Raw genomic sequence first — 11,842 nt, 5'->3', positions numbered from 1 at the left:
ATAAAATTTTTAGACCCTAGCATCTTAAATCTGTTACCTATCAGCCCGGTTTGAAATGTTACCTATCAAACCGGTTGCACATAACGGGTAATTTCCACCCTCATCCGCCCTGAAGGGCACCTTCTCCCCCTCGGGGAGAAGGGAAATTTCTTTTCCTAGCCCCTAAATTGTGTTAATAACTCCAAAGTTTTTTCTTTGGATATCTGTCCAACAGAGCTTAAATGAGTAAGAGCATTTCCTTGCTTATCATAAAATAGCATAGTCGGTATGCCATAAATGTGGAACGCTTGACGAATTTTTGCTACTGCCTCTGTTTTTTCACTAATATCAACGCGCAGATTTACAGCGCCTTGCATGGCATCAATGACTTCTGGTTGATTAAAAACGTGCTTATCCATGGCCTGACAATCACTGCACCATCCTGCAAAAAACTCAATAAAAACGCGTTGATTTGTTTTCTTGGCTTCAGCTAATTTTGCATTAACCTCTTCAAGCGTATGCACCCCAACAAATGGAGCATGTGTTACTGACTGTACAACGGAAGTAGGTATAAATGCATGATAAGCCAAAGCCCCCGCCCCCATCATGGATAATAAGGCCAAGCCTTGCAACAGTCGTCCAGCCCAATGATGTTCCTGACGAAAAGCACCAAAAATCCAAGCACTAACAAGCAAAACAGTAACCCAAAGTACATTAATCCAAAACGGTGGTACAACTCGACTCAATAGCCAAACGGCCATAGAAAACATCATTATGGCAAATATTTGTTTTATTCGAACCATCCATGGACCGGAGCTTGGTAAAAAACGACCATACCCTGCCCCTACAATCAATAAAGGCACTCCCATTCCTAAAGCTAAAACAAAGAGTAGTAGTCCACCTTGAGCGACATGGTTGCTCTGAGCAATATAGGTTAGAATACCGATTAAGGGGGCTGTGACACAAGGAGACACAACCAAGGTAGATAAAGCGCCCATCACCGTAGCTGAGATAACACCATGTTGGCGTGATCGATTTGGGGCAAACCGTGTAAAAACTGGAAATCGCAATTCAAAAATACCCAACAACCATATGCCCATGAGTATAAATAAAATACTAAAACTCCCAATTATCATCGGCTGCTGCATTAGGGTTTGTACGGTTGATCCAAACCATGCTGCCAACATCCCCGCTATGGCATAAGTGACCGCCATTCCCATTACATAGCCTAAAGATAATTTAAAAGCATGCCTCCCAGTATTAGCACCTTGGCCTGTGATGATGCTGGACAGAATCGGCACCATTGGCAAAACACAAGGAGTAAATGCCAACAGAACACCTAGGCCAAAGAACGCTGCTAGATAAAAAAGTGGGCTATGATTTTGGATGAACAACATTGCATCTGCAGGGTTTGCACTGCCAATGCCCGATGCGAAAACAGAAAAAGAGATCAATGTCATCAATAATGACAAAATTAGTTTTTTCATTTTTGATTCCTCAATAATTATTTTTTTGAATTTAAAATAAAAAAGAATCAAATGGGCGGACGATAAATTTCATCCAATGGAGAGTTATATTTAGAATAAATAAGTAAAAAGCTTAATAAACCAATAAGACTTCGTACTATCCATGATGGAGCAAGATGGAATTCATCTTGAAGCCAGTAAGAAGAAGAAAAGCAGCTACTGTTCATCGCTTGCTGCATGGAACAAGGCGTTACCGAAAAAGCAAAAATCACTGGCGCCTGCACATTTTGTTTCGGGCAGGTTGGCAGTTTGAGTGGTGCAAGAAAAACAGCACTCATAACAAACAATAGGATTAGCGAACGGTATTTGCTCATCATTAAACCACCATAACATAACGAATATAGGAAAATCAATGCGTCGCCGTTTTAGAAAAGAAAAAAGGATAAGAATATGGAGCCCCAGCATAATATGGGATTTCAAATCACAATAAACACAAACAAAAATATGAAGAAACTACCTCAAAGTACATCGATTATTTAGAGATGAAAATTGAAAAAATTAATATCGTTTCTTTGGGCCAGAGAAAAGGCAAGGTGATAAATAGTCACCGAAGTTTAGATATCGATAAAGGTCCTAAATAAGAAAATGATTTGCAGAACTTAATTTTATACCCGTATTACACTGCGTTAATACGGGCTACAGATATATTAGTTTAAGTGGAGCAAACTGCTTGTAATTCATCTGTCCCTAAATTAATAAGATTGATTTGAGTACCCGAATCTGCACTGACAGAGACACTACTGTTATTTTTTACCTTAATTAAGGTGCCCTGTCCTGTGGACAATTTTTTCCCATTAATAATGCCACTATTTTTGATCACGTTGATTTTGATTTTACTGTTAGTATGGTGGGTACACTGAACAACGCAGGTGGCATTTAGCGTCCAGAGCGTATTATTTGCAAGCTGCTTCGTTTCATTGGGATTAAGTTTAATTGTTTTTTGCGACGCATTTGATTGAGAACAGAACAATCCTATGATAATGAAAAAAGAGAGGGTCATAATTTTATTCACATTGCATCCTTAATGAGGTTAATACTTTAATTGATTAACAATTGAATACGAAGTTCATATTTTATACATAAAACCTTAAGGTTTTATTAAGGAACACTTAACAACTATTAGTTGCCATTTTAAAAAATATTCCTCACCATAGAAAATTATCTACTTATTTTGTGAGAATACGATGGCTAGAACAAAATATTCATTTTGGCCAGATGTTGTTGATGAAGAATATTTTATAATCAAGTTAAAAAATGGAATTGAAAAACTCACAGCGCGAAATGCCATCCACGATCATATTTCAAACTCTATTTATCAAGCATTTAGAGTGCGCACTGCTAACTTATTTATTGGATATTATCAAGAACAACTTGCATTATTCTCAAAAGTCCTACCAGGTTATAAGGATCTTGTAGAATGTCTTAATAGTAAAAACGCATTAGAAGAAATCAATCAACATGATAAAGTCGATGACTGCGTTGCTGCATATAAGAAATTGGAAAGTGGTTTATCAATTTGTGGGAAAGAGGCCTTACTTGCAGCCGCAATTATTTTGGAAGATATGGATGTGCTTGGTGCTGGACTGCGGAATATAGGACTCATCAAATTTTTGAGCCAACATCAAATCATAAAAATAGATCCCAGTGATTCCATATTTGATATAGAAAATATTGATACTGGTCTGAAAAAGTTTGAAGCTAATCTATCTTTAGATAATCCATTAATATATGCCCCCTTTTCGTTCAGCAAAGTGTGCAACAATCCTCAAAATATAATGGGAAATTTACATTTTAGTGAATTTTTTCATGATATTGATAAAGAAAAACTTAAAGACGAACTAGCTCGATTTGCCAGTTTAGACGATGCGTACATCAAAAAACTTATTATCCGTGATGAATATTTAGAGTTATTACCTATGGATGATAAGAAATTATATTTAGAACAATTGGCCAATATACTGATTCGTAAAAAGGCCATTTTAAAAAAAGCGCTCCATCTACCCGAAATAAAAGTATCTCCACTCGAACTCGCCCCCGTATTCATAAAAGACATTGAATTCAGTGAACCTTTGGAGAAAATTCAACACGGTGCATCACGCCCCTTTAAAGTAAAAAGAGTTGCACCCGCTGAAGATTTACGTCCAGATTCCGACGAGTGCGCACCTAGTACAATGAAGTTTGTGTAATTTTGCTTTCTATTATTACTCTTTCTATGCTTGTTGACCTTGGCTGATCCCTACATTTGCTACCATATCAGCATCACTGGCGATAAATTGAGTTTCCTTACATAATCTAACGTATTCTTTATGTGTAATTAGCCAATAAAATAGAGCGGATATTAGAAGGATATAATAAACATTTTGATAAAAATAAATTGACCATAAATAAGTCAGGAATGGTGTTGATAATACGAATAATGTACTTGCTTTCATTCGCCGTGTAATCTGAATCCCTCCATAAATTACCATTAAAATTAAAATCGACAAATTCATCTTTAGGAAATCATTAGTGGGTAAAGTACTCATCATGACCCCAAGGATGCAAAAAACGATTAGCCCAAATATTCTGGTATTAGGTTTGATAGCTCCCATGCTAATCGGGGCGGCCATATACCCTATTAAATGATAGCCAGTAACAATCACCATAAGTGAAGCCCAACTATCGGAGTTCCAGAGAAATATTGCAGTTAAGGTAAAATTAATGAGTAAGGAACGGCGACACAAATTATATTTAGGATGTAATTTGGTAATTGATCGGCTCGGCATTTGCCCTTCTTTGGCCATGGCATAAAACATACGAGAAGCACCGCCTAAATAAGAATACCCTGTGCCTGACGGACTTACTATACTATCAGCAATCAAGAGCATCGCTAAGAAATGAACTCCCATCAACATGGCTAAATTAATTAAGGGTGAATGAAAATTAAGACTACCCCAACCACTTGCTAACATATCATGGGGCACAGCACCCATAAAGGATAATTGGAGTAACATATAAACAAACATAACGATGACAATGGAAAGCACAATCGATAAAGGAATATTCCTCTTTGGGTTCTCCATCTCACTTGCAAAAGCTACTGCCAATTGAAATCCATTGTAAGAATAGATTAATCCAGCTGAAATAATTGCAGTAATTGCTGAGCCTATTCCGTATTGTACGTTGGTGTCTAAACTAAAGTTGCTTGTGTCAAAACGCATGATCAAAAAGATTATAATCGTAAAAATCGGACTAAGAATTTTTACTACCGTAATTGTATTATTAATTTTGGTTAATAACTTAATGCCAAAGTAATTAATGAATAAATAAATGACTAAGATCCCCAATGCAAATAATTTACCGTAAATCGTGAGCGCATTGTCCAGCATCAAAGTATCACTTTTAATTGTGGCAGCTAAATATTGTGTGGTTGCTTGAGCTTCTGTGCCTATAGTTACCATTAATCCAAACCAGTTGGCGAAGGCAAAAGGCATACCAAAAATGCTGTTATGCGACAATGCGCTGGAGCGCGCAGTAGCCCCACGAACAGGGAAAATCGAGGCAACTTGTGCAAGGCATAGTCCCACAGCCATGACCAATAAGGCTGCTAGAATCCAGGCAAGAAATGAGTAGTTTCCTGCAATCTTAGCGTTTAATTGAGCGCTAAAAAGCCATCCTGATCCAACCATGGCTGTAGCAGAAAGTGCTGTTGCACTAAACAATGAAATTTTGGCATGCTTAGAACTTGAACTCATAATATTAATTACCTTAGAGCGACATCTCTTAGAATAAGTGCAGATAAAATATATATTTTGCATATTTTTAAGTCAGCGTCAATAGATCCAATACAAAATGTGCCTAAAAAATGGCGTGAAAAATTAAACTCTAAACAACTTATTGTTTTTATTAGATATAGAAAATAACGTTTTAAAGCGTCTGAAATTAAATTCCTTCCATTAATTAGCCTAGTAAAAAGTACTGTTCTACAATTTGATTTATAGATAATCATAAGATGTAAAGAATTGTTTCATTTTTGTATGCGAATACGATTGATTAGAATTCTCCAGGAAGAAAGGATGAGAACAACACGATTAGAGGCATTTAGTGATGGTGTGCTGGCGATCATTATTACAATAATGGTATTGGAAATTAAAATCCCACATGGTGACAACTTTGCTAGTCTTCGTCCTCTCATTCCAATTTTCTCCAGTTATCTACTCAGTTTTATTTATATTGGTATTTACTGGAATAACCACCACCATTTATTTACCGCTGCTAAAAGTATTTCAGGAAAGGTTCTTTGGGCAAATTTGAATCTTTTATTTTGGATTTCCTTATTTCCTTTTGCCACAGGATGGATGGGAGAAAATCACTATACTGCGACACCTACATCGTTTTATGGCATAGTGCTTTTAATGGCTGCCTTTTCCTATTCGATACTGGTGCATACACTTATCGCGCATGAGGGCAAAAAATCATTGGTTGCTCAAGCTATTGGGAACGACTTGAAAGGAAATATTTCCATTGGACTCTATGTCCTTGCAATTCCTCTTGCTTATGTTTATACCTGGATTGCTCAAATGCTTTATGTAATTGTTGCAATGATTTGGTTCATTCCAGATAAGCGAATTGAAAATAAATTAAAATAACTTGTACCTATTCGCAGCCATTTTATTTTTATAATGAATTGACCATATTGATTAGATACTCCTGATTTTGAACATTCTCTCTATCATCCCTTAATTCTTCATAAGGCTTCAGTAGTGAAAAAAGCTGGAGTTTTTGGTGTGGTTTTTACTTTAAATAAAGGTGTAGCTTGAACAAACTCTTGATTTAATTTTAAGATATGAGCTTCATTAACGATGTCTGGCTTTAAACTATGCACTAATTGAATTAGCCAGTTTCCACCAGTACGTACGCAAATTTTACCCGCTGATAAATCGGCAAGCAATTTTCTAACCTGCATGGTTGAAATTATGGTAGCTTTTACTCGGTAATTGTAGCTACTCATTTTGATTGTAAAATTTAAAAACTCTTTTTTTATACCTGAGTATATGTTATCTAGCTTTTGACTAAAATTTGCAGGTGCCTCAATATTTTCTTTACCCTCTCGTGTCTGAAGCAAAGCCAGACCCAAATTGTAAACATCCATGAGCAAAGCTACAGGAAAATCTTGTTTTTTTGGAAGATTACCCTGTATTTTTTCTCTCAATAATTTATTTGATAACAGAATTTTTTTTGCATCCTCGCTAAACTCCGTTTGCGTATGCATATTAGTAAAAAGATCTTTTTCAGACAAAGAATTCAACTCTTCAATATCAAAAGCATAGTCATCCAATATTAAAAGTCGATGGCCAGGTATTTCCTCAATATGAGTGCCATATGCAAAGGTTTCTTGATTTTTTATTTTTTTAGTTTTCCGTTTAAGCGTCATTTGGAGATTCCTATGATTTATAGGACTAAATATCCAATTATAAATCATTTCATGATGTAGAGAGAATATGTAAGTAACTACTTAATCAGTTAAATCACGTAAAAAAATATACGAACAATTTTTATAATGGAAGAAAAACGTGAACACCTGGCGCCAGGTGTTCACGTTTTTAATAAGTTAAGGATTAATTCATTGATTTTAAAATTAAATGAGTGGCGATGCGATAGCACGCTTATTCAGGTGACGTCTGCGGGTCCGTCTGCTATCGTGAATGAATACAAGTCAAACATAGCTTTCTAAAAATTGCATTTCTCAATTTTTTCAATTCACTCCTATAATTGAAAGAAATGGATAGAAAACAGGGAGGTCTTTTATGAAATGTTTTCAAGGATTGCTTCTACTCTCTATACTAATTTATCAAAATATTTATGCTGAGACACTATCTCCACCTAGCGGACAATCCCCACAATGTGGACAAGCTTATGAAAGCGCTGGGCAAATTAAAAACATAAATAATGTTTTTAATAGCTTATCAGGTTCTTGTCATGATGCGGGCGGAATGAAGTTAGTACATAAAATACTAATATCCGAAAGTTCAAATGAGCCAACAGGTGTTTTTTTTACATGTACAGGAGACGATTTGAATTTTATTGTTTTCTCCTGTCTTTTTTCAACAAGCACTGATATGTATAACTAAGGTGACAACTAAACATGATATTTAGGATGTTCCATCGACACCCAATACATATGATGATAAAATTATATACAACTTTTCATTTTTTTTAGAAATTCTAATCACGTGCTTACTCTATGCCTGTACTAACAATAACTAGTATTTATATTTATGGTGTATTTTTTTTGATAAGTGCCGCTATTGAATCAGCGTCATTTAATCTACTCGATCCATCAAATAAAGAAATCGTCTATAACCGCCAAAAACTACCTTTCATGACCGATTTAAACAGCGTCATTAAAGTATTTTTCTTCTCTTTTTTGATCCTTTCTATTACACCTTGGCAAATGCGCTATAAAACGTTTTTATACCACAACACACAAGAACTGCTTTTTCTTTACCACATTTTAATGGTTTTCTTTGTTGTCGCATTTGTACCTATAATTAAATACTTACAAAGTGATATTAGGAATGCGAGCTTACCTAGATGGTATCTCAAAAATATACTGGTAGGCGATTACATTCATTTGTGGGGTATCTTACTCGCGTGTTATGTATCCATTCCTAATTTTTAGTCGGGTAAATTTTTTAATCCTATCCTTACAGAGAGCTGTGAACTTGCACTGTCATACGATCCTAAAATTTAGATTGTAGCCTAGGTGAAGGCAAAGCCGTATCCTAGGAAGTTCAGATAAAAATCAGACATCTATAACCTGGGTTTCGCTGCGCTACACCCAGGCTACGTTTTTTGAATAAGAATTAGAATGTTCCATCCAAAGTTTTAGCTTTTAAATTCGCTGCATCCAAAGCAGGCGAATCGAATTTTTCCTGGAGCAAAGCAACAATTTCGTTTGGCTTCAGTTTATTTGAAGAAAACTCTGTCCGACTCGAATCGCTATATATCATCAGAACGTCAGGATGTAATGATTTAAATTCCACAGAACCTACAAAGTCATTATAAGCCTGAGTTGAATTTGTCCAGAAAAATGAGCCATTTTGCCCACTTACACCCATAACCGATTGGCCAAAGGTAAAAATTACAACATCACCAGAAAAATTACTATTCTTGGTTTTTCCAATTTCAACATTTTCAACATTAATTTTCATTCTCATAAGAAAACACCCTCATTTTGTAGTTCAACAAGATGGCATTATATATTGGTGAACTTAAAAAGATAGAAATTAATCCTGGGTTCCGCTGTTGCGGCACCCAGGTTACATCAATGGGAAAAATGGGCGATTCATTTACGTTAAACTACAAGCGGAACAATTTTATATGGAACCAACTCACAATATTTTTTCCAATCATGTCCGTATTTAGCAGAACAGCGTTTATCATCACGAAATGCTCTATCGACCAATAAAACAGTTAAAAAGCAAAGATAGAAATATGGTGCAAAATGAGTAAACAATGCAGGTACAGACCAAAAAAATGTACCAGCAAGTTCAGGGATGTAATGGAAATGTCTGGCGATCCCCCACCACCCGGAAGCAAGTAGTATAGTTTGTTTTTTATCGCCTTCGATAGTCTCATAATGAGCTAATACAGTGACCGGTTTTTTACCCCAAACTTTGCATTCACCTTGAGTAGCTCTGGTAACAAGCCTTTGTCTGTCAGCAAGATAATTAATAACAATACTTGCCAAACCTAATCCTAAAATAAGAGTTGCCCATACAAACGATAAATGGATTGGATGAAGCACAAGATACATACTTGGTGATGTATAGACACAGGGTACCCATACCATACATCCCCAACAAATATAAAACCCTGCGCGATCATGCATGATGTCTAAGGAACGTAAATAACCTTTTTCCCACATGTAAAATTTACTGAGATAAACAAATTGCAATACAACAGAAATTAACATTGAGTTAGATAAATCACCTAATTCCGCCTGTTTTGCACAATAAGAAATAAGAAATAAGCCCCAACTCATCATACCAAAACGACAGGTAATAAATTTTTTAATGCTCCACCCTAAAACTTGAGGATAAAGCTCTGTTCCCCAATAATAATCAAACAAAATGTTATTGGTGACACCAGAATCAGTTGATGAGGGATAAAAGCGTCCTTTGAGATATAAAAACACACAGAAGATAAGGCTAAACAAATTGAGCGCGCCAAATAAAGCGCCTAGATTGTCATAAAGAATAGAAGCAGAGAATAGATTGAGGCCAAAAGATCCGATGCAAAAGGTTGTCATAGTAACGATAAATGCCAAAACACCGTTATCTTTATAAACTGGCACGTTTCCTTTTGGGGTAATGGGTCCATTAAATGTCTTTCCTGGCAAGATACGCATTAAAGCCAGCTCAAAAACAGTAAAAATCAAAATAATTTTCCAGGCCATTGCTGAGCCCCAGAAATAAGGTCCCCATATTGTCATTACAGTCTGAAAAAAACCGTTTTGGATCAGTAAATCCCAAAGAGCAGACAAAGACCCTTGAAGCTGGGTGTTGGTATACCACATCAACATAACAAAAACGGGACATGAAAGAATGAGAAATAAGGGACCTAGGGTATTCCTAATATTGAAATTCATAATGCTTCCTTTCATCTAAAATGACTCAAGAGGATCATAATACAGGAATTTTCAGCATTTAGTATCTTTAATTTTGGGGGTCGAGGAAAAATAAAAAGCAAGGAATAATGCTCCGTATTTATACAATAAAAATAGAAGCTTACTGATTTGCTTTACACAGCACTTTAATATTTAATTTAATATATACACATGCAAAAAGTGAATATCATGTCCCAATATCACATCGAACGAATGACACGTGAAGAGGTTTCAGTCGCTATAGAATGGGCACGAAAAGAAGGTTGGAATCCTGGATTAAATGATGCAGAGTGTTTTTATCAAACCGATCCTCAAGGTTTCTTTGCAGGAAAATTAAATGATCAAATTATTGCGGTTGGTTCTGCAGTAATTTACGACGAACATTTTGCTTTTTGTGGTTTTTATATGGTAGATAAAAAATACCGTTCTCAAGGTTATGGGATGGAGTTAACCCGCGCTCGTCTCGCTTATGTTGGAAACAGAAATGCGGGTATTGATGGTGTACTCGATATGGTTGATAATTACGCAAAAATAGGCTATCAATTTGCCCATAGTAACGCTCGTTATGCATTAGAGCGCTCAACATTAACTCCTAAACTTGATTCACATTTAGTTGATCTAAAAAAAGTACCTTTTGAGCAGGTAGCCCAATATGATCGTCACTATTTTCCTGCCCCTAGAACAAAATTTCTTACAGCGTGGATTAAGCAAAATGCGGCATTAGCAATCGGTTATATTAAGGAGGATCAATTAAAGGGATATGGGGTAATTAGAAAATGTTTTGAAGGTTATAAAATAGGTCCATTGTTTGCAAATAGCCCTTTTATCGCTGAAAAACTATTTGAACAATTAATTGAATATGCTCAAGGTGAGACTGTCTATCTGGATATCCCGGAAAATAATCCCTTAGCGGTTGATCTCGTCAATCAATACAACATGACCAAAGTATTCGCCACGGCAAGAATGTATTTAAAAGGAACACCAAAACTGTCTACCGCAGGTATTTATGGAATTACCACCTTTGAATTAGGATGAACATGCGAGATCTAGTGGGTTATGGGCCTGAAGAAAAAAATTTTTCTTGGCCTAATAAAGCAAAGCTTGCCATTAACTTTGTTATTAACTACGAAGAGGGAGCTGAATTATGCCCTATCAATGGCGATGCATATGCTGAAACAAGTGGGGCGGATTTCCCATTTATTCCCAAAGCTAAAGGACAACGTAATCTGAGTATCGAATCCTTTTATGAGTATGGTAGCCGCATAGGTATATGGCGTCTTCTACGCTTATTTGATCATTATAAAATACCACTTACTTTTTTTGTTGCGGGACAAGCATTAATCCTGAATCCCTTATTTGCTGATTATCTGGCTCAGCAGGATCATGAGGTGGCAGGACATGGATGGCGCTGGATAAATTACACCAACATTCCTAGAAGAGTAGAAAAGAAACACATTCTTTTATGTGTTGAAACTTTAGAAAAACTTACTGGTCATAAACCTAAAGGTTGGTACACTGGTCGGCGAAGTGAACATACCCGGGAATTATTGCTTGAACTCGGTGGGTTTCTTTATGATTCAGACAGTTATGCTGATGAATTGCCTTATTATTACCCTGGCGTCTAAAAGTTGATTATTCCCATGCAGCATATTTAGTCTCATTTTTCTTAAAAAAATTCATAATTTTA

General features: G+C 36.0%; 12 protein-coding genes and 1 pseudogene. 6 read left to right on the top strand and 7 right to left on the bottom strand.

What is annotated here, in order from left to right:
• Positions 1-155 precede the first annotated feature (155 nt).
• The 3 genes from Lstg_RS11620 to Lstg_RS11610 all read right to left on the bottom strand — a co-directional run bounded on the left by Lstg_RS11620 (position 156) and on the right by Lstg_RS11610 (position 2,517).
• On the bottom strand, positions 156-1,466 hold the full coding sequence (locus Lstg_RS11620; protein ID WP_058477851.1) for a protein-disulfide reductase DsbD family protein: 1,311 nt from the start codon (positions 1,464-1,466) through the stop codon (positions 156-158).
• Positions 1,467-1,513: 47 nt separating this feature from the next.
• The gene (locus tag Lstg_RS11615) at positions 1,514-1,822 is read right to left on the bottom strand and encodes a hypothetical protein (protein WP_238585421.1); all 309 of its coding nucleotides are present in this window, start codon (positions 1,820-1,822) and stop codon (positions 1,514-1,516) included.
• Positions 1,823-2,157: 335 nt separating this feature from the next.
• Positions 2,158-2,517 (bottom strand): hypothetical protein, encoded by a 360-nt coding sequence (locus Lstg_RS11610; protein ID WP_058477850.1) that lies wholly within the window; start codon positions 2,515-2,517, stop codon positions 2,158-2,160.
• A gap of 172 nt (positions 2,518-2,689) precedes the next feature.
• On the opposite strand from Lstg_RS11610, the gene Lstg_RS11605 reads away from it, so the two are divergent.
• On the top strand, positions 2,690-3,691 hold the full coding sequence (locus Lstg_RS11605; protein ID WP_058477849.1) for a hypothetical protein: 1,002 nt from the start codon (positions 2,690-2,692) through the stop codon (positions 3,689-3,691).
• Between the two features lie 24 nt (positions 3,692-3,715).
• On the opposite strand, the gene Lstg_RS11600 is transcribed toward Lstg_RS11605, so the two are convergent.
• Positions 3,716-5,239 carry an APC family permease gene (locus Lstg_RS11600; RefSeq protein WP_058477848.1) on the bottom strand — a complete coding sequence of 508 codons (1,524 nt, stop codon included), beginning with the start codon at positions 5,237-5,239 and terminating at the stop codon, positions 3,716-3,718.
• 321 nt (positions 5,240-5,560) lie between these two features.
• On the opposite strand from Lstg_RS11600, the gene Lstg_RS11595 reads away from it, so the two are divergent.
• A complete protein-coding gene (locus Lstg_RS11595) occupies positions 5,561-6,133 on the top strand; it encodes a TMEM175 family protein (protein ID WP_058477847.1) in 573 nt (190 codons plus the stop codon).
• A 98-nt stretch (positions 6,134-6,231) separates the two neighbouring features.
• Here Lstg_RS11595 and Lstg_RS11590 read toward each other — a convergent pair whose 3' ends face one another.
• On the bottom strand, positions 6,232-6,918 hold the full coding sequence (locus tag Lstg_RS11590) for a hypothetical protein (RefSeq protein WP_058477846.1): 687 nt from the start codon (positions 6,916-6,918) through the stop codon (positions 6,232-6,234).
• A 373-nt stretch (positions 6,919-7,291) separates the two neighbouring features.
• Here Lstg_RS11590 and Lstg_RS11585 point away from each other — a divergent pair, with 373 nt between their 5' ends.
• Both Lstg_RS11585 and Lstg_RS11580 read left to right on the top strand, forming a co-directional pair.
• Positions 7,292-7,615 carry a hypothetical protein gene (locus tag Lstg_RS11585; RefSeq protein WP_058477845.1) on the top strand — a complete coding sequence of 108 codons (324 nt, stop codon included), beginning with the start codon at positions 7,292-7,294 and terminating at the stop codon, positions 7,613-7,615.
• Positions 7,616-7,776: 161 nt separating this feature from the next.
• On the top strand, positions 7,777-8,166 hold the full coding sequence (locus Lstg_RS11580; protein WP_238585420.1) for a hypothetical protein: 390 nt from the start codon (positions 7,777-7,779) through the stop codon (positions 8,164-8,166).
• A gap of 184 nt (positions 8,167-8,350) precedes the next feature.
• On the opposite strand, the gene Lstg_RS11575 is transcribed toward Lstg_RS11580, so the two are convergent.
• Positions 8,351-8,704 (bottom strand): hypothetical protein, encoded by a 354-nt coding sequence (locus tag Lstg_RS11575; RefSeq protein ID WP_133129222.1) that lies wholly within the window; start codon positions 8,702-8,704, stop codon positions 8,351-8,353.
• A 137-nt stretch (positions 8,705-8,841) separates the two neighbouring features.
• On the bottom strand, positions 8,842-10,137 hold the full coding sequence (locus Lstg_RS11570) for a phosphatidylethanolamine N-methyltransferase family domain-containing protein (RefSeq protein WP_058477842.1): 1,296 nt from the start codon (positions 10,135-10,137) through the stop codon (positions 8,842-8,844).
• Positions 10,138-10,344: 207 nt separating this feature from the next.
• Between Lstg_RS11570 and Lstg_RS11565 the strand changes: the two genes are divergently transcribed.
• Positions 10,345-11,190 carry a GNAT family N-acetyltransferase gene (locus tag Lstg_RS11565; RefSeq protein ID WP_058477841.1) on the top strand — a complete coding sequence of 282 codons (846 nt, stop codon included), beginning with the start codon at positions 10,345-10,347 and terminating at the stop codon, positions 11,188-11,190.
• Positions 11,191-11,192: 2 nt separating this feature from the next.
• Positions 11,193-11,765 (top strand): annotated as a pseudogene (locus Lstg_RS11560) (polysaccharide deacetylase family protein); the annotation flags it as partial.
• Between the last annotated feature and the right edge of the window lie 77 nt (positions 11,766-11,842).

The sequence above is a fragment of the Legionella steigerwaltii genome (assembly GCF_001468065.1).
GTDB lineage: Bacteria > Pseudomonadota > Gammaproteobacteria > Legionellales > Legionellaceae > Legionella > Legionella steigerwaltii.
The sequence above is the reverse complement of the archived record's forward strand: the minus strand, read 5'-3'. Positions and strand labels throughout refer to the sequence as shown.

Bases quoted from the DNA above. Each gene is read 5' to 3' on its own strand.
- Lstg_RS11620 (WP_058477851.1), bottom strand. From the start codon at position 1,466: ATGAAAAAACTAATTTTGTCATTATTGATGACATTGATCTCTTTTTCT.
- Lstg_RS11615 (WP_238585421.1), bottom strand. From the start codon at position 1,822: ATGATGAGCAAATACCGTTCGCTAATCCTATTGTTTGTTATGAGTGCT.
- Lstg_RS11605 (WP_058477849.1), top strand. From the start codon at position 2,690: ATGGCTAGAACAAAATATTCATTTTGGCCAGATGTTGTTGATGAAGAA.
- Lstg_RS11600 (WP_058477848.1), bottom strand. From the start codon at position 5,239: ATGAGTTCAAGTTCTAAGCATGCCAAAATTTCATTGTTTAGTGCAACA.
- Lstg_RS11595 (WP_058477847.1), top strand. From the start codon at position 5,561: ATGAGAACAACACGATTAGAGGCATTTAGTGATGGTGTGCTGGCGATC.
- Lstg_RS11590 (WP_058477846.1), bottom strand. From the start codon at position 6,918: ATGACGCTTAAACGGAAAACTAAAAAAATAAAAAATCAAGAAACCTTT.
- Lstg_RS11585 (WP_058477845.1), top strand. From the start codon at position 7,292: ATGAAATGTTTTCAAGGATTGCTTCTACTCTCTATACTAATTTATCAA.
- Lstg_RS11575 (WP_133129222.1), bottom strand. From the start codon at position 8,704: ATGAGAATGAAAATTAATGTTGAAAATGTTGAAATTGGAAAAACCAAG.
- Lstg_RS11570 (WP_058477842.1), bottom strand. From the start codon at position 10,137: ATGAATTTCAATATTAGGAATACCCTAGGTCCCTTATTTCTCATTCTT.
- Lstg_RS11565 (WP_058477841.1), top strand. From the start codon at position 10,345: ATGTCCCAATATCACATCGAACGAATGACACGTGAAGAGGTTTCAGTC.